Origin of the sequence: Arenimonas soli (assembly GCF_014643775.1) — a bacterium.
GTDB lineage: Bacteria > Pseudomonadota > Gammaproteobacteria > Xanthomonadales > Xanthomonadaceae > Arenimonas > Arenimonas soli.
The window spans coordinates 752,448-771,133 of sequence record NZ_BMKC01000001.1 but is presented as its reverse complement, the minus strand read 5'-3'; the positions used below and the strand labels follow the sequence as shown (position 1 = coordinate 771,133).

Annotated in this window: 17 protein-coding genes, 2 tRNA genes and 1 other RNA gene; 7 read left to right on the top strand and 13 right to left on the bottom strand. The window is 71.1% G+C overall.

Annotated features, from left to right (window positions below; translation table 11 throughout):
* Position 1 precedes the first annotated feature (1 nt).
* The 3 genes from IEX13_RS03695 to IEX13_RS03685 are packed head-to-tail and all read left to right on the top strand — an operon-like array spanning position 2 to position 3,403.
* Positions 2–970, top strand: a complete 969-nt coding sequence (locus tag IEX13_RS03695; protein WP_229668440.1) for a DUF58 domain-containing protein — start codon at positions 2–4, stop codon at positions 968–970.
* Positions 963–2,930: a transglutaminase TgpA family protein gene (locus tag IEX13_RS03690; protein WP_188661444.1), complete on the top strand. Its 1,968-nt coding sequence runs from the start codon at positions 963–965 to the stop codon at positions 2,928–2,930. Before IEX13_RS03695 ends, IEX13_RS03690 begins: the two co-directional genes overlap by 8 nt.
* Entirely contained in the window at positions 2,927–3,403 is a 477-nt protein-coding gene (locus IEX13_RS03685) for a Slp family lipoprotein (RefSeq protein ID WP_229668439.1), read from the top strand. Before IEX13_RS03690 ends, IEX13_RS03685 begins: the two co-directional genes overlap by 4 nt.
* Positions 3,404–3,415: 12 nt before the next feature.
* Here IEX13_RS03685 and IEX13_RS03680 read toward each other — a convergent pair whose 3' ends face one another.
* From IEX13_RS03680 to dnaX, 4 genes are read right to left on the bottom strand one after another with little or no spacing between them, the layout of a single operon-like run.
* Positions 3,416–3,757: a histidine triad nucleotide-binding protein gene (locus IEX13_RS03680; protein WP_188661442.1), complete on the bottom strand. Its 342-nt coding sequence runs from the start codon at positions 3,755–3,757 to the stop codon at positions 3,416–3,418.
* 10 nt (positions 3,758–3,767) lie between these two features.
* On the bottom strand, positions 3,768–4,370 hold the full coding sequence (gene recR, locus IEX13_RS03675) for a recombination mediator RecR (protein WP_188661440.1): 603 nt from the start codon (positions 4,368–4,370) through the stop codon (positions 3,768–3,770).
* Between the two features lie 7 nt (positions 4,371–4,377).
* Positions 4,378–4,704: a YbaB/EbfC family nucleoid-associated protein gene (locus tag IEX13_RS03670; protein ID WP_188661438.1), complete on the bottom strand. Its 327-nt coding sequence runs from the start codon at positions 4,702–4,704 to the stop codon at positions 4,378–4,380.
* Positions 4,705–4,721: 17 nt separating this feature from the next.
* A complete protein-coding gene (dnaX, locus tag IEX13_RS03665) occupies positions 4,722–6,467 on the bottom strand; it encodes a DNA polymerase III subunit gamma/tau (RefSeq protein ID WP_188661436.1) in 1,746 nt (581 codons plus the stop codon).
* Between the two features lie 140 nt (positions 6,468–6,607).
* On the opposite strand from dnaX, the gene IEX13_RS03660 reads away from it, so the two are divergent.
* Positions 6,608–6,700: transfer RNA gene (locus tag IEX13_RS03660), tRNA-Ser, on the top strand.
* Between the two features lie 60 nt (positions 6,701–6,760).
* An RNA gene (gene ffs / locus IEX13_RS03655) (signal recognition particle sRNA small type) lies at positions 6,761–6,857 on the top strand.
* A 123-nt stretch (positions 6,858–6,980) separates the two neighbouring features.
* On the opposite strand, the gene IEX13_RS03650 is transcribed toward ffs, so the two are convergent.
* The 6 genes from IEX13_RS03650 to IEX13_RS03625 are packed head-to-tail and all read right to left on the bottom strand — an operon-like array spanning position 6,981 to position 10,673.
* A complete protein-coding gene (locus IEX13_RS03650; protein WP_188661434.1) occupies positions 6,981–7,397 on the bottom strand; it encodes a molybdenum cofactor biosynthesis protein MoaE in 417 nt (138 codons plus the stop codon).
* Positions 7,394–7,630 (bottom strand): MoaD/ThiS family protein, encoded by a 237-nt coding sequence (locus IEX13_RS03645; RefSeq protein WP_188661432.1) that lies wholly within the window; start codon positions 7,628–7,630, stop codon positions 7,394–7,396. Before IEX13_RS03645 ends, IEX13_RS03650 begins: the two co-directional genes overlap by 4 nt.
* The gene (gene moaC, locus IEX13_RS03640; RefSeq protein WP_188661430.1) at positions 7,627–8,115 is read right to left on the bottom strand and encodes a cyclic pyranopterin monophosphate synthase MoaC; all 489 of its coding nucleotides are present in this window, start codon (positions 8,113–8,115) and stop codon (positions 7,627–7,629) included. Before moaC ends, IEX13_RS03645 begins: the two co-directional genes overlap by 4 nt.
* A gap of 1 nt (position 8,116) precedes the next feature.
* A complete protein-coding gene (gene moaA, locus IEX13_RS03635) occupies positions 8,117–9,139 on the bottom strand; it encodes a GTP 3',8-cyclase MoaA (protein ID WP_188661428.1) in 1,023 nt (340 codons plus the stop codon).
* Positions 9,136–9,903, bottom strand: a complete 768-nt coding sequence (locus IEX13_RS03630; protein ID WP_188661425.1) for an MBL fold metallo-hydrolase — start codon at positions 9,901–9,903, stop codon at positions 9,136–9,138. Before IEX13_RS03630 ends, moaA begins: the two co-directional genes overlap by 4 nt.
* Complete coding sequence (locus IEX13_RS03625; RefSeq protein ID WP_188661422.1) at positions 9,900–10,673, bottom strand: 3-deoxy-D-manno-octulosonic acid kinase; 774 nt, start codon at positions 10,671–10,673, stop codon at positions 9,900–9,902. The genes IEX13_RS03630 and IEX13_RS03625 overlap by 4 nt, the downstream gene beginning before the upstream one ends.
* A 16-nt stretch (positions 10,674–10,689) precedes the next feature.
* Here IEX13_RS03625 and IEX13_RS03620 point away from each other — a divergent pair, with 16 nt between their 5' ends.
* Entirely contained in the window at positions 10,690–11,736 is a 1,047-nt protein-coding gene (locus IEX13_RS03620) for a glycosyltransferase family 9 protein (protein ID WP_188661419.1), read from the top strand.
* A 1-nt stretch (position 11,737) separates the two neighbouring features.
* Here the strand turns inward: IEX13_RS03620 and IEX13_RS03615 are convergent, their stop codons facing one another.
* From IEX13_RS03615 to IEX13_RS03605, 3 genes are all read right to left on the bottom strand, one after another.
* Positions 11,738–12,145 carry a DUF6165 family protein gene (locus IEX13_RS03615; RefSeq protein WP_188661417.1) on the bottom strand — a complete coding sequence of 136 codons (408 nt, stop codon included), beginning with the start codon at positions 12,143–12,145 and terminating at the stop codon, positions 11,738–11,740.
* A 93-nt stretch (positions 12,146–12,238) separates the two neighbouring features.
* Positions 12,239–12,329: transfer RNA gene (locus tag IEX13_RS03610), tRNA-Ser, on the bottom strand.
* A gap of 68 nt (positions 12,330–12,397) precedes the next feature.
* The gene (locus IEX13_RS03605) at positions 12,398–14,401 is read right to left on the bottom strand and encodes a caspase family protein (RefSeq protein WP_188661414.1); all 2,004 of its coding nucleotides are present in this window, start codon (positions 14,399–14,401) and stop codon (positions 12,398–12,400) included.
* A gap of 108 nt (positions 14,402–14,509) precedes the next feature.
* Between IEX13_RS03605 and IEX13_RS03600 the strand changes: the two genes are divergently transcribed.
* Positions 14,510–18,631, top strand: coding sequence for an autotransporter domain-containing protein (locus IEX13_RS03600; protein ID WP_188661411.1), 4,122 nt, complete (start codon positions 14,510–14,512; stop codon positions 18,629–18,631).
* The last annotated feature ends 55 nt before the right edge of the window (positions 18,632–18,686 follow it).

The following is an 18,686-nucleotide window of genomic DNA, read 5'->3' as shown; positions in this document are numbered from 1 at the left end:
CGTGGCGCGCACGCCCGACCTGGTCGACCGCTTCAGCGAACGGCTCGCCCGCCTGCCGCTGGTCAAACCGCGCCAGGTCGAGGACCTGCCGGTGCACATCGACCGGCGCCGCATCTACGTGCTGCCCACGGGCTTCGGCCTGTTCCTGTCGCTGATGCTGCTGGCCATGGTCCTGGGCGGCCTGAACTACAACAACAATCCCGCCCTGCTGCTGGCCTTCGTCACCATCGCGGTGGCGCACAACAGCCTGGTGCAGGCCCACCTGACCCTGTCGGGCCTGCGGCTGGTGGCGCTGCATGCCGAACCCGTGTTCGCCGGCCAGCCCCTCGCGGTGCGCGCCGCCTTCGAAGCCACCGGCCAACGCCGCCGTCCCGGCCTGGAGCTGCGCGCGGGCGAGGCCGAAGGTTTCCTCGACCTGGCTCCCGGTGAGCGGGCCGAAATCACCCTGCCCCTGCCCACGCAGCGCCGCGGCTGGTTCGACGTCGGCCGGCTGCGCCTGTCCACGATCCGGCCGCTGGGCCTGGCCCGGGCCTGGACCTGGCTGCTGCCACGCACCCGGCTGCTGGTCTACCCCTGCCCGGAATCGGGCGAGGTGCCGCTGCCCGACCACGGCGGCGACAGCACCTCGCGCCGCACCCGGCAGCACGGCGAACAGCCGCACCACCTGCGCGAATACCGGCCCGGCGACGCGCTCAAGCAGGTGGCCTGGAAGCCGTCCGCGCGCACCGATCGCCTGCTGGTGCGCGAATACGAAGCAAGTGCCCCGCGCGAACTCGAGCTCGACTGGCAGGCGCTGCACGGCATGGCCCATGAAGCCCGCATCCGCCGCCTGGCACGCTGGGTGGTGGACGCCGAACGCCTGGGCCACCGCTACCGGCTGCACCTGCCGCCGGCCACCCTCGGCCCTGGCCGCGGCCCGGAGCACCGCCACGCCTGCCTGCGCGCCCTGGCGCTGATGCCCCATGGCTGAGCCGGTGCCGCTGCCGCCGTCGCTGCGCCGCTGGTGCATGGCCGCCGCCGGCGCCTGCCTGCTGCCCCTGCTGCTGCAACTCCCCACCGGACTCACGCTCGCGCTGGGCGTGGTCGCCGGGCTGGGCTATTCCTTCGATCGCCGCTGGCCGGGGCTGCTGCGGATCGCGGTGATTGCGATGGTGATGGGCTACATGCTCTTCACCTTCGGCTTCAACCTCGGGCGCGACACGGGCACCGCGCTGCTTGCCACCCTGCTGGCGGTGAAGCCGGGCGAAACCCGCAGCCTGCGCGATGCCCGCAGCCTGTTGGGATTTTCGCTGTTCGCGCCCTTCGCCGCCTTCCTGCAGGACCAGGGCCCGCTGGTGCTGGTGCTGGCGATGCTGGCGCTGGGCCTGCTGCTGGTCGGGCTGGCGATGCTGGCCGAACACCGCCCCGGTGCCGCGCCGCCCCGTCTTGACCGGGACCGCGGCTGGACCACCGTGCGCGCGGTCGCAATCGCGCTGCCCCTGGCGCTGGCGGCGTTCTGGCTGTTTCCCCGCCTGTCCACGCCGCTGTGGGGCATGCCCGAGAACGTGCTTGGCCAGGGTGGCCTCGATGAACGCATGACGCCCGACCAGTGGGTGGACCTGTTCGCCGACGACGCCCCGGCCTTGCGCGTGCGATTCCTGGACCCCGCGCCGCCGCCGCGGCAGATGTACTGGCGCGCCCAGGTGCTGTGGAACTTCGACGGCGGCAGCTGGACGCGTGAACGGGGCATCCAGGAGCTGGCAGGCGCGCAGGTGGAGGCGGGCACCAGCCAGGTGCGCTACGAAGTCACGCTGGAACCGACGGACCAGAGGTACCTGGCCGTGCTGGACCTGCCGCTGCAGTCGCCCGACGGCGGCCGACTGCTGGCCGACGCCAGCGTGGTCACGCCTTCGCCGGTCAGCCGCATGCGCAAGTACGAGGCCGTGTCTTCCCCCGATGGCCGGCTCGGCGCGCAGATGGACCCGAGCCTGCGCTGGCTGGCGACCCGGCTTCCGGCCGGCTTCAATCCGCGCGCGCTGGCGCTGGGCCGCCAGTGGCGCGCGGAAGCGGGCGACAACGACGTGCTGGTGGTCAGGCGCGCGCTGGACTGGATCGAGCAGGAATTCAGCTACAGCCTGTCGGTGCCACCCACCGGTCGCCACGGCGTCGACGAGTTCCTGTTCGAGACCAAGGTCGGCTTCTGCCAGCACTACAGCTCCGCCTTTGCGGTGCTGATGCGCTCGGCCGGCATCCCCACCCGCGTGGTGCTCGGCTACTCGGGCGGCTACCGCAACCCCTATGCCGACTACTGGGTGGTGCGGCGCATGGACGCCCATGCCTGGAACGAGGTCTGGCTCGAAGGCCGCGGCTGGGTGCGGGTGGACCCGACCGCGGCGGTGGCACCGGCGCGCGTGCTCGACACCATCGCCGACCGCCAGCGCAGCGAGGCGCTGCTGCCCGAGGGCCTGGCGCCGCTGCGCGACCTGGCCGACTGGGCCCGCCGCGGTTGGAACGACCTGGTGCTGGCCTTCGATGCCGAACGCCAGGCGCAGCTGTTCCGGCCCCTGGGCATCGACCAGGCCAGCGCCATGCAGCTGGGCATGGCCTTTGCGATCGGCGCCGGGGCGACGATGCTGCTGACCCTGTGGTACCTGATGCGCGGCCAGCCCGCCAGCCGCGACCCGCTGGTGGCGGCCTGGCTGGGCTTCACCCGGCGCCTGCGCCGTGCCGGCCTGGCCAAGCAGCCCTCGGAGCCGCCGATCGCTTTCGGTCGCCGTCTGTCAGCGGCCTTGCCCGCCCGGTCGGCGGAACTCGAATCACTCAGCCGGCGTTATGCCGCCGGCCGATACGCTCGCGGGGGATTGCCCGAGGCAGAAAGACGCCAGCTGATATCCGAACTGCGCGCCTTCCGGCCCGGAAAACCACCCCGCCCCACCGGAGACTCCCGATGACCCGTATGCCGACCCGCCTGCTTCCCGTGTTCGCCGCGCTGGCCCTGGCCGGCTGCGTTACCGCGCCCAAGGTGCTCGAGGGAGCCTACGCCCCGGTGCAGCCGGGTGAAGTGGCGCGTTCGGGCGCCACCGGCGACATCGTGCGCTGGGGCGGCCGCATCGTCCGCGTCGATCCGCTGGCGACGCAGAGCTGCTTCGAAATCGTCGGCGTGCGCGTGGGCAGCGATGGCCGCCCGCTGGCGCGTGACCAGAGCGACGGCCGCTTCATCGCCTGCCGCGCCGGCTTCTACGACCCGGAAGTGTTCCTGGCCGGCCGCGAGGTCACCATCACCGGCCGCGTCACCGGCTTCGAAACCCGCAAGGTCGGCGACTACGATTACCGCTATCCCAGCGTCGACGCCGACGTCATCTACCTGTGGCCCGAGCGCAAGGACGTGGACGTCATCGTCGAACGTCACCCGTTCTGGTGGTGACAGCCGCCGGCCTCAGCCGGGCGGCCAGGCCATGGCCCGCCCGGCCAGCAGGTGCAGGTGGATGTGGTACACGGACTGGCCGCCGTCGCCGTTGCAGTTGATCACGACGCGGTAGCCACTGTCCGCGAATCCTTCGGCCTTCGCGTACGCCGCCGCGGCGGTCACCAGCCGTCCCACCACCACTTCATCGCCGGGCGCCAGGTCGTTGAGCGTGGCAACCGGCCGCTTGGGAATGAAAAGCACGTGCACCGGCGCCTGCGGATTGATGTCGCGGAAGGCCAGCACGTTCTCGTCCTCGTGGACGATGTCGGCGGGAATCTCCCGGGCGATGATCTTGTCGAAGATCGTGGCCATCTTTCGCTCCTCAGGAAGTTATCTGCGTGCGCGACCCGAAGGCGTGCGCCAGGGTGCCGCGGTCCACGAATTCAAGCTCGCCGCCCAGCGGCACGCCGTGGGCCAGGCGGCTGGGACTGACGCCGGCCTGGTGCGCCAGCTGCGCCAGGTAGTGCGCGGTGGCTTCGCCTTCGACGGTGGGGTTGGTGGCGATGATCAGCTCGCGCACCTCGCCCTGGGCCAGGCGCGCGGCCAGCCGGTCGAGCCCCAGTTCGCGCGGGCCGATGCCGTCGAGCGGCGACAGCCGCCCCTGCAGCACGAAATACAGGCCGCGGTAGCCGGTGGCGGCTTCGATCGCCAGCCGGTCGGCCGGGGTTTCTATGGCGCAAAGCAGGCCGCGTTCGCGCGAGCCGCTGGCACAGATCGCGCAGACCGGCGTTTCGCTGAAATCACGGCAGGTGTCGCAGTGCCCCACGTTTTCCACCGCCTCGGCGAGCGCGGCGGATAGACGCAGCCCGCCTTCGCGGTCGCGTTCAAGCAGGTGGTAGGCCATGCGCTGCGCCGACTTCTGGCCGACGCCGGGCAGGCAGCGCAGGGCCTCGATCAGCTGCGACAGCAGCGGCGAGGCGCTCACGGACGGCTCAGAACATGCCCGGGATCTTCATCCCCGGCGGGATCGGCATGCCCGCGGTGGCCGCCGACATGCGCTTCTGGCTTTCTTCATTGGCCTTGTTCACCGCGTCGTTGAAGGCGGCGGTGACCAAGTCTTCCAGCATTTCGGCGTCGGCCAGCACCGAAGGATCGATGCGCACGGCGCGGCACTCCATCTTGCCGGTCAGGGTGATCTTGACCATGCCGCCGCCGGACTGGCCCTGCACCTCCAGTCCGCCCAGTTCTTCCTGGGCCTTCTTGAGGTTGTCCTGCATGCGCTGGGCCTGCTGCATGAGTTGGGCGATGTTGCCTCGCATGGTGGTTTCCTTTGCTGTCAGTGTTCGTCGAGGGGACGGACGGAATCGGGAACAAGCCGGGCGCCCTGCTGCACGAGCCGGGCGACCACGGGGTCGGCCAGGAAATCGGCCTCGGCATCGGCCTGGCGCTCGCCGCGCTGGCGTTGCGTGCGTTCGTGCAGGGTTTCGGTGCCGGCGGCGGCGCGCGCGGATTCGAAGCGCACCTGAGGCAGTTGGCCCAGTGGCCCGGCCAGGGCCTGGGCCAGCTGGCGCACCAGCGAATCGCTGCGCAGGTGGTCGAAGCTGTCGGGCAGCGACAGCGACAGCACGCCGTCGGCGAAGCCGCAGAAGGCGCAGTGCGCCGCCAGCTCGCGCACCGGCCCGCGCAGCCCGGCGTCGGCCACCAGGTCCAGCCAGTCTTCGACCGTGGCCAGGCGCGAAGGGGCTCCCGCAGTGGCGGGCACGGGCGCGGCCGGCGCTGCATGGTCCGGTTCGGGTGCGGGCGCCGGCACCAAGGCAGGCGCGGGCTCGGCCACCATGGCGACGGGTTGCTGCATCGGCGGCCTCGGCGGAGCCGCTGCCGGTGCCGCAGCCGTCGGGCGCTGGCTGGCCGCGGAGGCTGCCGGGGCCGGGGCCGGGGCCGGTGCCGACGCCGCCGAAGCCGTGCCCTGGCCGATGGCGGCAGGGCGCGGGCCGCCGCCCTGCCCGGCCGGCCGGAAGGCCAGCATGCGCAGCAGGGTCATTTCAAAGCCGGTGCGCGGGCTGGGCGCCAGGCCCAGGTCGCGACGGCCGGTGACGGCCATCTGGTACCAAAGCTGCACCAGTTCGGCCGAATGATCGGCCGCCAGCGCAGCCCAGGCCGCGGGCAGGTCGTCGCCGGCGGCGCCGGGCACCAGCTGCTGCAGCTGGATGCGGTGCAGGGCGACCGCCAGGTCTTCGAGCACGTGGCCAAAATCCGGGGAGTAGGCCGCCAGCGCCTCGATGCGCTGCATCAGCGCGGCACCGTCGCCGGTGCCCAGCGCGTCGAGCAGGCCGCCGACCTGGCCACGATCGACGGTGCCGAGCATGGCGATCACCGCCGCTTCGCCCAGCTGGCCACCGGTGTAGGCGATGGCCTGGTCGAGCAGGGAAAGGCCGTCGCGCAGGCTGCCATCGGCGGCGCGCGCCAGCAGTTCGATCGCGGCGGGTTCGGAGGCGATGCCCTCTGCTTCGAGGATGCGCTGCATCTGCCCGGAAATCTGGCCCAGCTCGAGCCGGCGCAGGTTGAACTGCAGGCAGCGCGAAAGCACCGTCACCGGCAGCTTCTGCGGGTCGGTGGTGGCCAGCAGGAACTTGACGTGGCCGGGCGGCTCCTCGAGCGTCTTCAGGAGCGCGTTGAACGCGCTCTTGGACAGCATGTGCACTTCGTCGATCAGGTAGACCTTGGTGCGGCCGCGCGCCGGCATGTACTGGGCGTTGTCGATCAGCTCGCGCACGTCGTCGACGCCGGTGTTGCTGGCGGCGTCGATCTCGAGCAGGTCGACGTAGCGGCCGGCGTCGATGTCCACGCAGGCGCCGCATTCACCGCAGGGTTCGGCGCCGCTGCCGCGCTCGCAGTTGAGCGACTTGGCGAAGATGCGGGCGATGGTGGTCTTGCCGACGCCGCGGGTGCCGGTGAACAGGAAGGCGTGGTGCACCTTGCCGGTTTCCAGGGCATTGGAGAGCGCACGCACGACGTGTTCCTGTCCGACCAGTTCGGAGAAGCGCCGGGGGCGCCATTTTCGGGCAAGGACAAGATAGGACATGCGAGGCTCTGCAGCGGGTCGGGACCGACCCCGCCATTGTGCCAACCCCCCTGCCCCCCGGCCAGCGGCCCCACGCGGCGCTTGTGGCCGGACCCGCCGGCCGGTATCATTTCCTGCTTGATTCAGTCAGTTACCTCTGCGGAGAGGTGTCCGAGTGGTTGAAGGAGCACGCCTGGAAAGTGTGTAAGCGTCTAAACCGCGCTTCGGGGGTTCGAATCCCCCTCTCTCCGCCAAAATCCAGCGGCGCGCCCGGCCAGCACGGCCCCGGCGCGCCGTTTGCTTCAATGGTGGCCCCGTCGGCCTCCCGCGACGCTAGTCCGAAAACTCCGCCAGGGCCGGAAGGCAGCAACGGTATTGGATGACGCGGGTGCCGGGACCAGCCGGCGGGGCCACCGCCATTTGGGCGCAGCCCAAACGGCGGCCCAGGATTTGCTTCGCAAACCCCGGGGCCCGGCCTGCACTCCCAATCCCCCGCGCCTGTCGGCGCGCCCCCCTTACCAAGGGGGGCTAAGGCTATTCGGGGTGTAGCCAGTCGCTTGAGCCATCGGCGTAGCGTTCGTGTTTCCAGATGGGGACGCGGGATTTGACCTCGTCCAGGATCCAGCGGCAGGCGTCGAAGGCCGGGCCGCGGTGGGCGGCGCTGACGCCGACCCAGACCGCCATCTCGCCGGGGGCCAGGCCGCCCACGCGATGCACGCAGGCCGCGTCCGCGATGTCGAAACGGCGCGTCGCCTCGGCGATGATGCGCAGGCCCTCGGCCTCGGCCAGGGCAGCATAGGCTTCGTAGCGCAGTCCCAGCACGGCCCGGCCGGCATGGTGGTCGCGCACCCAGCCTTCGAAGCTGGCGAAGGCACCCGCCTGCGGCGACTGCAGCCGCCGGCGCAGGGGCGCCGGATCGAACGCGGCGTCGCTGAGCGCAAAACGGGTCATCCGCCCGACACCGGCGGGATGAAGGCGATCTCGGCGCCTTCGCGCGGCGCCGCGTTCCAGTCGACGAACTCACCGTCCATGGCCACGCGCAGGCGCTGCGCCGGCAGGCTGAAGCCGTGTTTTTCGCGCAGGTTTTCGTACAGGGCCGGAAGTGAGGCCGGCAGCGGCAGGGTTTCGCTGGCCACGCCGGCGGCGTCGCGCAGGCTGGCGAAATAAAGCACGGTCACGCTCATGCCCGCGCCTTTCCCACGTCGCGCCTGCCGCCGGATTTGGCCAGCAACTTCGCGGGTCCGATGACGATGGCGTGCGACAGCGCCTTGCACATGTCGTAGACCGTCAGCGCGGCGATGGTGGCGCCGGTCAGGGCCTCCATTTCAACGCCGGTGCGGTGCGTGGTGCGTACCGCGCACTCGATGCGCAGCACATTTTCCGAGTGCCAGGCCAGGTCGAAGCGGCAGCCTTCGATCGGCAGCGGGTGGCAGAACGGCACCAGTTCGTGCGTGCGCTTTACCGCCATCGTGCCGGCGATGATCGCGGTGTCCATCACCGCGCCCTTGGCGGTTTTCATGCCGCCCTTGCGCAGCGCCGCGGCCACCGCCGGCGGAAAGCGCACCCGGCATTCGGCGACGGCCTCGCGCGCCGTCACCGGCTTGCCGGTGACATCCACCATCGCCGGACGTCCGTCCGCGTCCACGTGCGTGAGTTTTTTCTTCGCCATCTCAGCCGCCTATGAAATACATTTCGATGCGCCGGCCCTTGCCGGCCCCGGCCGCGCGCTGTTCGCTGTAGCGGTCGGCGCGGGCCAGCCAGGCCTCGCGCAGGCGTTCGGCGACGGTGTCTTCGCCGGCCGCGATCGCCTCGCGCAGCGGAAGGCCCCTGCCGGCGAACAGGCAGGTGAACAGCTGGCCGTCGGCCGACAGCCGGGCGCGGTGGCAGTCGCCGCAGAAGGGTTCGCTGACCGAGCTGACGAAACCCACTTCGCCGGCGCCGTCCGCGTAGGCGTGGCGGCTGGCCACCTCGCCCCGGTAGGCCTCGCGCAGCGGCCGCAGCGGCCAGCGCGCGGCGATGGTGTCGTGCAGTTCGCGCGAGGGCACCACGTTCGCCGCCTGCCAGCGGTTGCAGTTGCCCACGTCCATGAACTCGATGAAACGCAGCACGTGCGGCGTGCCGCGGAAGTGGCCGGCCAGCGCCAGCACCTGCGATTGATTGACGCCGCGCTGCACCACGCAGTTGATCTTGAGCGATTCAAAGCCCGCGGCTTCGGCGGCGGCGATGCCGGCCAGCACGTCGGCCAGTTCGCCGCGGCCGCCGGTAAGTTCGCGAAACAGCGCCGGATCGAGCGCGTCCAGGCTGACCGTCAGCCGGCTCAGGCCGGCCTCGCGCAGCGCCCGCGCCTGCCCGGCGAGCAGCGCGCCGTTGGTGGTCAGCGCCAGGTCGGTGATGCCCGGCACCCGCACCAGGCGCGCCACCAGGTCGGGAAGGTCCTTGCGCAGCAGCGGTTCGCCGCCGGTCAGGCGCAGCTTGCTGACGCCCAGGCGGGCGAACGCGCGCACCGCGGTCTCGATTTCATCGAAGTCCAGGCGCCCGGCGCGGCCCAGCGTGCCGTCCGGCGGCGTGCTGTCGGCCGGCATGCAGTAGGGGCAGCGGAAATTGCAGGTTTCGATGACCGACACGCGCAGGTCGCGCAGCGGTCGGCCCAACCGGTCGCGCGGGGCCGGGGCGTCGGCGGTCAGCGCGTTCATGGCGCCTCCGGCCGGCCGGGCGACGGCAAGGGCTCGGCCAGGGCCAGTACATCGCCGGCCTTCGCCACCCGATGGCCCCGTTCGCGCATCGCCGCGCCGTCGGCCGGCGACGCGTAGTGGTAGAGCACGCAGCGCGACAGCAGGCCGACCGGGTATTCGCGCTCGAGATCGTCCAGGCCGCTGTGCGAAGGATTGCCCTGCAGCGCGCAGTCGTGGGCGACGATTTCGCCGGCGCCGGCGAACTTCGCCAGCATTTCCGGAATCGGCCGGGTGTCGCCGGTCCAGACCAGGCTGCCCGGCAGGCGCAGTGCGAAGGCCGTGTCGGGCAGGTGGTGGCGCACCGGGAAGACGTCGTACCACTGGCCGGCGTGCCAGAAGCCGCGGCTCACCGGCACCAGCTGGAACGCGTCCCACCAGTTCGCATCGCCTTCGGCGACCACGCCCGGATAGTCGGCCAGCCGTGCCTGCAGGTGTGGCAGCACGCCGACCGGCACGTACAGGCGCACCTTGCCGCGCCGCGCCGGATCGAAGTACGTGGCGAAGAACAGCCGCTCCAACCCACCCACGTGGTCCATGTGCACATGCGTGATGAACAATGCGTCGGGCAACCGGCCGTAGGCGCTTTCGTAGGCGGTCAGGGCTTCCTGGCCGCAGTCGACCATCAGCAGCGGCTCCCCGTCGCGCTCGAGCACCGCCGAGGACGAGCCCAGCTGCACGGCCGACTGCGAATTGCCCACGCCCAGGAAGCGCAGCGACCAGCTCATCGGGACAGCTCCACGGCGGTTCCGGCCACGGTGCCGGCGAGGGTTTCCGCATAAGCCTGGCGCAGGCGCGTGAAGCCGTCGCGCCAGGCGTCGCGTCCCGGGCCGGACAGCTTGGCCAGCGAGCGCGACAGCCGGGCGAGGTTGGCTTCGCGCCAGCCTGCCGCCGGCCGGCGCAGCCGGCCCCGGTCGAAATCGATCAGCCAGGCCTTGCCGCCGGCGTCCAACAGCACGTTGTGGGCGTTGAGGTCGGCATGGTCGACGCCGGCGGCGTGCAGCCGCGCGATGCTGCGGCCGGCGCTGGCCCAGGCGGCGGCGGCGGGGTCGTCAAGGTACCCGGCCAGCGCGGTGGCGCTTTCGATGCGTTCGACCACGATCGCCGCCCGGTAGCCCAGGCCGCGGCGCCAGTAGCCGGCCAGCAGCGGCGCCGGCACCGGCAGCCCCTGCGCGCGCAGCGCGGCCAGCAGGTGAAACTCGGCGAAGCTGCGGACGCGGCTTTCGCCCAGCCACAGGTAGCTGTCGCGGCTGGCGCGTGCCGCCAGGCCACCGCGGCGATAGCGGCGCAGCACGCCGCGGCCGAAAGCGCCTTCGACGAACCAGGCCGCGCCGCGTCCGCCGGCGGCGACCGGGCTTGCCGCGGGATTCCAGGTGCTCGGCTCCAGCGCGTCGGCCGTGGCTTGCGGCCAGCGCGCGGCGTCGAACACAATCGCCCCCTCCCCTCGCGCATCGCGGATCGGCTGCCTGGTCGCGGCGATGGCGGTGGTGTTTCCCATTCGTGCAGTCTAACCAATGCCCGTGAAGCCCGCGCCGCGATCGATCTGCCTGCTGCGCCTGTCGGCGCTGGGCGACGCCGTGCACGCGGTGGCCCTGGTCCGCGACCTGCAGCACGCTTTCCCCGGGGTGCCCATCACCTGGGTCATCGGCAAGGGCGAGGCCAAGCTGCTCGAGGGCCTGGACGGCGTCGAACTCGTGGTCTTCGACAAGAAGGCCGGACTGGCGGCCTGGCGCGAGCTGCGCGCCCGCCTGGCCGGCCGCCGCTTCGACGTGTTGCTGAACATGCAGCTGGCCCTGCGCGCCGGCCTGGCGTCCACCGCCATCCGCGCCGGGCGCCGCATCGGCTTCGACCGCGGCCGCAGCAAGGAAGGCCACGGCCTGTTCGTCAACGAACGCATCCCGCCCGGCGGCCACCACGTGCAGGACGCTTTCCGGCAGTTCCTGCTGCCGCTGGGGGCGACGCCGGGGCCGGTGCAGTGGCGGCTGCCGGTGCCCGAAGACGCGCATCGCTGGGCGGCCGAACAATTGCCCGGCGACGCGCCGACCCTGCTGGTCTCGCCGTGCTCGAGCCACGTACTGCGCAACTGGCGGCCCGAACGCTACGCCGCGGTCGCCGACCACGCGGCCTCGAAGGGCTGGCGGGTGGCGCTGTGCGGCGGGCGCAGCACGCTCGAACGCGAGACCGCCGACGCCATCCTGGCCGCGATGCATGTGCCGGCGCTGGACCTGGTGGGCAAGGACACGCTCAAACAGCTGCTGGCCCTGCTCGGACGCGCCAGGCTGGTGCTGAGCCCCGATTCCGGGCCGGCGCACATGGCCAACGCCATGGGCACGGCGGTGCTGGGCCTGCACGCCTGCACCGACGCCGAACGATCCGGCCCCTATTCGGACCGTCGCTGGACGGTGAACCACTACGACCAGGCAGCGCGCCAGTTCCTGGGCAAACCGGCCTCCGCCCTGCCCTGGGGCAAACGCGTGGAGTTTCCCGGCGTGATGGACCTGGTGCAGGTGGACGAGGTGGTCGCCCGCTTCGACGCCTTCTGCGCGCAGGCCGGCGCCTGACTCAGGGGCGCGGGCCGGACCGGTAGTCCTGGTAGGACTTTTCCTCGACGTAGGCCGAGCCCAAGGCCAGGTTGATGTCCTTCTTGATGCGCGCACGCTCGTCGTTCTCGAAATAGACGGCGCGCGCCAGCCGGATGAATTCCTGGTCGAAGGCCTGGGCCTTTTCCTTGAGCCGGATGTCGTCCTCGATCACCCACAGGCGCTCGTTGACGGCCTTGAGCTCGGCGCGAAGGCGGGCGATGTCGTTGCCGGCGGCGGGGTGTGCCATCCAGGTGGATTCGAGCGCGGACAGTTCGGTGCGCACATTGGCCAGCTTGGCCGGGTCGGACATGCGCTCGGACTTGATCTGCAGGATGGCGATCTTGTCGAGCAGTTCGCCGAAGGAAACGGGGACGTGGATTTCGGACATGACGGGCTCCGTGGCAAGGCCGGAAGTGTAGCGCGGGCGGCGCGGCGGCCATGAAAAAGGGGCCCTTTCGGGCCCCTTCTGGCTTGCTGAATCTGGCGGAGAGGGAGGGATTCGAACCCTCGAGGCGCTATAAACGCCTGCCTGATTTCGAGTCAGGTACATTCAACCGCTCTGCCACCTCTCCGGACCCGACGCTGCCTTGGCTGGCGCCGGGCCCGCGATTATAGGGGCAGCGGGGCCGGCCCGCCAGCCTCAGGGGCCGGTGGCGGCACCGCCCCCCTTGGGCATGAAGAAGAACTCGCCGCTTTCGTGGCCGGCGTAGCGGATCGGCGCGTATTCGGGCATCTGCGCCAGCGGCGCGTCCATGGCGCCCAGGGCCAGCGAGGTCGCCACTTCCTGGAACAGGCGCTGTCCCTCGAGCAGGCGGTCGTTGTCCTGCAGCACGTTCAGGAACGCGCGCGCGAAATAGCTGTGCTTGCCGCTGCCGGTATCGGGCACCGGCATCACCCCGCCCGAGGTGAGCGCCGTGCGGCTGCGGCCGTCGGCCATGGCCTTGACCCAGGCGTTCCACTTGTCGGGCGGCATGGTGCCGGTGGCGAAGGTCGGCACCGAAGCGCGCGTCATCGTGCCCGAGTAGCAGGAATCGGCGACAACCAGCACGTGCTTCGCGGCGACGGTGTTGAGGATGTCGCTGACGACGGCGTTGGAAACCCAGGACTTCGGGTTGCCCTGCACGCCGTCGGTCGGCACCCAGTATCCCTGGCCCTGCGCGTCGATTTCGCCGTGGCCGGCGTAGTAGATCAGCAGGTTGTCTTCGGGCTTGAGCTTCTCGCGCATTTCATTGAGCGCGGTCAGCAGTTCCAGCCGGGTCGCGTTGTGCACGACGGTGGTTTCATAGCCGTAGCGGCTGCGCAGCATGTTGGCGACGGCGTTGGCGTCGTTCACCGCGCTTTGCAGCGTCGGGTAACCCGCGTCGCGGTAGCTGTTGTTGCCCACGACGACCGCATGGTAGCGGCCCAGCTTGACGCCGCGCGGCACCGTGCCCGCCGTCGCCGGGGCCAATGTCGTCGGCGCGCTGCCGCCGCCCGCCTGCGGCAGCAGGGTGAAGTCGAGCTGGGCGCGGGCGCCGCCGGTGTCCATCGCCGCCACCTGCACCTGGGCACCCCCGGCCGGCACGTCGACTTCGGCGCTGAAGGCGCCGTTGGCGCCGATCGGCGCCGGCTTGCCGTTGATGGTTATCTCGCGCACCAGCTGCGGCGCGGTGACGCGGCCGACGATCTTGCGGGTGCCGGGGCCGCCCCGGTAAACGGCGGTGTTGCGGCCGCGGGTGGCCACGAACACCGGGTCGAGGATTTCCAGTCGCGGCGCGCCCGCCAGCATCGCGCCGCCGCTGCCGGCCTCGCGTTCAAGCGCGGCCAGCTGGGTGCGCTGGTCGTTGATCTGCTCCTGCTGGGTCAGCAGCTGGTTCTCCAGCAATTGGGTGAGCTGGTCGTCGCGGCTGGCGCGGGCATCGGCCAGGCGCTGCTCGGTGCGCGCCAGTTCCTGGCGGGTCTGCTGCAGGGCGCTGCGGCGCTGCACGAGTTCCTGTTCAAGCTTGCGCACTTTTTCGCGCAGCGCGGCCGATTCGGCTTCACCCTCTTCCACCTGCTGCTGCAGGCCGGAAATCCGCTCGTCCTTGGCGCGGATCTCGACCTGCACCACCGAGGCGTAAAGCAGCTCGTCCTCGATGCCCGAGGCTTCGCGGTAGAGGTTCAGTGCCGCCGCCTGGTCCTGGGCCACGCCCAGGCCCTGTTCGTACAGGAAACCCAGGTTGATCTTGGCGCGTCCGTAGCCCTGCTCGGCGGCCTTCTTGAACCACTGGAAGGCCATGCCGTAGTCGGGCGCGGTGCCCAGGCCCTTGGCGTAGATTTCGCCGACGTTGTTCTGGGCCTCGGGGCTGCCGGCCATGGCGCCTTCGAGCCAGACCTTCAGTGCGGTCTGGTAGTTGGCGCGATCGTAGGACACGTATTCGCCGCCGCGGATTTCGCAGTCGGCCTGGGTCGTGCGCACGGGGCGCCGGGCGCTGAGGTAGGTGGCCTGGCGGCCGAGTTTCCGGATCTGCCCGGGAAGCAGGCAGTCGACGATCATCAGGTCCTCGGCGTTGCGCACCGCGGCCTGGGCCGGACTGGCCGGCCAACCGGCCATCAACACCAGGCCAAAACCAAAAGCGAAAACGAAGAGTCGGGACAGGACCGGACAAGCGCGGGACAGGTTCATTTGGCATGGCTCCCAAGAAAGCAATGCGACCCGCGCCGAGGCACTTGCAGCGGCGCGTCAGCCGCTATACTCGTGCCGCCGTTATAGCGGTAAACCAGGGGAAATGCGATGTACGCGAATGGCAGCGTCGCGACGGGCCGACGGACGGTCGATTCCTTTCTTCGGCAGGCCTGGCAATGGGCGGTCGTCATTTCGCTCGCCGCCCTGGCCATGGCCTGGAGCGGGGCGGCGAACGCCCAGACCTGCGACTTCGTCGCCATCGGCCCCACCAGCCAGCTCTCCCCGGCAGGCAGCACCGTCAGCTTCACGATCGAGGCGCAGACCGCCTGCGCGACCACGGTGGACGTCTCCCTGGTGGTCGACGCGCCGGACAACACCGGCGGCGCGACCATCGTGCCACCGGCGAACCCGACCATCGCGCTCGACACACCCTATACATTCGACGTCACCCTGGGCCCGAACCCCGGCGGCGGCGGCACCGTCACCGCCACCTGCCTCAATGGCGGCTGCGCGGGCGACACCCTGGTTTTCAGCTTCACCACCAACAACCAGTTCACGTACACCAACTCCACCGCCGCCACGGTGGTGACCAACCAGATCCAGGACTTCACGGTTGCGACCAGCCTGCAGATCAACGGCAATCCCGGCGGACTGGCAACCAACTACAACAACCTGACCGATGCCACGGCCTACGGGACGCGCCCCGCCGACACCTTCGGCATAGCGACACTGACCGACACCATCACCGCCGCGGGCAACTACACCGTACGCGGCAACGTGGTCTGCCCGACCGCCTTCTTCCTTGAAGGCTGCGGCGCGGTGCCGCCGGTGGATTTCACCGTGCAGGTCGAAGCCGTCGCGCTCGATCCGGTGACGCCGCTGACGGTTGCGATGACGGCCGGTGACATCGAAACCCTTACCGTGTACTTCGGCAGCCCCAGCTTCCCGGGGCCCGATGGCACGGCGGTGTCGTGGGTCCTGACCGGCCAGCCAGGCGGCGGCGACGGCGCCGTCACCGGAAGCGTCCTGGCGGCCGGCGAAAGTGACGCCACGTTCACCGCCACCGTACCGGGTGTCTATACGGTCGAGGCCAGCGTCGTCTGCGTGCCGTGCGCGGTGAACACGCGAACTTTCCAGGTGACCGTCGCCGCGCCCCTGCCCTTCACCCTGGTCGCCGCCAGCGCCAACCCGGCGACCGGCACGGTGGGGGTGGCGCAAACCTTCTCCGTGCAGCTGGACCAGGGCGGCGTGCCGGTGCCGGCCGAATCGATCCAGTGGACCGCCGCCGCCGCGCCCTTCGGCCCGGCCAGCACCACCAGCCTCACCGACGCCGCGGGCACGGCCAGCGTCACCCTGACGCCCACCGCGGCCGGCACCTTCCCCGGCGCCCTGACCGCCAGCTACGACCCCGACGGCGTTCCGGCCAGCGGCGACGAGGTCAGCGTCGATTTCGACGCCACCATCGCCGCCGTGCCCGGGCTGGCCATCGCCAGCGGCGACGGCCAGCAGGCCGACACCGGCCAGCCCTTCGCCCAGCCCCTGGTCGTGCTGGCCGACGACAGCGGCGTGCCCGCAGCGGGCATCGGCATCACCTGGACGGTGACCGGCGACGCCGTGGTCACTCCCGGCGGCGCCACCGATGGTGCCGGCCAGGCCAGCGCCACGGTCACCGCCGGCGCCACCGCCGGGCCGGTCACCGTGACCGCCACCCGCCAGGACGCACCCGCCGTCAGCGTCACCTTCAACCTGACCACCACCGCCTTGCCCTTCACCCTGGTCGCCGCCAGCGCCAACCCGGCGACCGGCACGGTGGGGGTGGCGCAAACCTTCTCCGTGCAGCTCGACCAGGGCGGCGTGCCGGTGCCGGCCGAATCCATCCAGTGGACCGCCGCCGCCGCGCCCTTCGGCCCGGCCAGCACCACCAGCCTCACCGACGCCGCGGGCACGGCCAGCGTCACTCTGACGCCCACCGCGGCCGGCACCTTCCCCGGCGCCCTGACCGCCAGCTACGACCCCGACGGCGTGCCGGCCAGCGGCGACGAGGTCAGCGTCGATTTCGACGCCACCATCGCCGCCGTGCCCGGGCTGGCCATCGCCAGCGGCGACGGCCAGCAGGCTGACACCGGCCAGCCCTTCGCCCAGCCCCTGGTTGTGCTGGCCGACGACAGCGGCGTGCCCGCAGCGGGTATCGGCATCACCTGGATGGTGACCGGCGACGCCGTGGTCACCCCCGGCGGCGCCACCGATGGTGCCGGCCAGGCCAGCGCCACGGTCACCGCCGGCGCCACCGCCGGGCCGGTCACCGTGACCGCCACCCGCCAGGACGCGCCCGGCGCCAGCGTCACCTTCAACCTGACCACCACGGCGATTCCCGGCCTGGCCATCGAAAGCGGCGACGGCCAGGTGGTCACCACCAGCCAGCCCTTCGCGGCGCCCCTGGTCGTGGTCGCAGACAACAGTGGTTTGCCCGCGGTGGGCGTGGGCATCACCTGGACGGTGGCCGGCGATGCCACGGTGACCGCGGGTGGCCCTACCGACGCCAATGGCCGCACCAGCGCCACCGTCACCGCCGGCGCCACGGCCGGGCCCGTGGTCGTTACGGCCACCCGCCAGGACGCACCCGCCGTCAGCGTGGCGTTCACCCTCGCCGTCGATCCGGCCGGCACGCTGGAGCTGGTGTCCGGCGACGACCAGCTGATGCGGGCCGGCCAGCCTTCCGAACCGCTGGTGGTGAAACTGGTGGACGCCGGTGGCCTGCCGGTGGCCGGCGCCAGCATCGCCTGGACCAGCAACAATGGCAGCCTGGATACGGCAACCAGCACCACCGACGCCAACGGCGAAACCAGCAACTTCGTCACGCCGGATATCGCTGGTGGCGCCGAGATCGTCGCCACCTCGCCCCTGGCCCAGGCGCCCCTGGTGATCTCGCTCAAGGGCGCCCTGGCCGGGCTGACCGGGCTGGACGCCACCACCGCGGAAGTCGCCAATGCCGTGGACAGCCTGTGCCCGGCCCTGGCGGCGTTGCCGGCCCGGAATGCGGCACAGCAGGACCTGCTGGACCGCTGCCTGGAGTTGATCGAGGCGGCCGCCCTGGACCCGGCCGCGACGGTGCTGGCGCTCGACCAGCTGATGGCCGACCTGGCGCTGGCCCAGGGCAACGCCGCTTTCGCGGCCGCGCAGTCGCAGTTCCAGAACCTGCGGGCGCGCATCGCCGCGCTGCGCAGCGGCACCCAGGGCACCGACTTCGGCGGCCTGGCCCTGACCACGCCCCAGGGGCTGTTCTCCCTGGGACTGGTGGCGCAGGCGCTGGGGGACGAGGAGCCGGCCATGGAGGTCGGCACCGACTTCAGCCGTTGGGGCTTCTTCGCCTCGGGCACCCTGGGCCGCGGCGAAGTGGAGCCGGGCCAGGTCGATCCGGCCTACGACACCGACATCGAAGGCGTGACGGCGGGCTTCGACTACCGCATCAGCGACCGCTGGATCCTCGGCGGCGCCGTCGGCATGACCCGCCAGGACACCCGCCTTCCCGACGGCCGCGGCGAGGTGGAAACCTCGGGCTGGAGCGTGTCCGGCTACACCACCTTCTACCAGCCCGACAGCTGGTACGTGGACGGCGTGCTGACCTGGGGCCGGAACGACTACGACATGCTGCGCCATATCCGCTACACCCTGCCCCTGGCGGGCGGTGGCACGCAGACCATCGACCAGAGCGCCGTGTCCTCGTCCGACGGCGACATGCTGTCGATGGCGGTCACCTTCGGCCGCGATTTCAACCGCGGCGCCTGGGGCCTGGGGCCCTATGGCCGGTTGCTGTTCACCCGGCTCGACTTCGACGCCATCGAAGAAACCCTGCAGCCGGGGCCGGGTTCGGGCCTGGGCCTGCGCATCGAGCAGCGTGAACTCGAGTCCCTGGCCAGCGTGCTCGGCGGCAAGCTCACCTACACCCACAGCGCCAGCTGGGGCGTGCTGATGCCCCACCTGCAACTGGAATGGGAGCACGAGTTCCGCGACGACCCGCAGGCGGTCGAGGCGCGTTTCCTCAACGACCCCACCGGAACGGCGATGAGGCTGCGCGGCGATCCGCTCGATACCGACTATTTCCGGATCGGCCTGGGCTTGTCGATGGTGCTGACCAAGGGCCGCTCGGGTTTCTTCTACTACGAACGCCTGATGGGCAAGGACCGCAGCTCGCAGTACAACCTCGCGCTTGGCTTCCGGATGGAGTTCTGAGTGGCCGCTTGCAGCCCGGCGCGGGGCGAACGCATGATGTCGCGAATGGACCCGA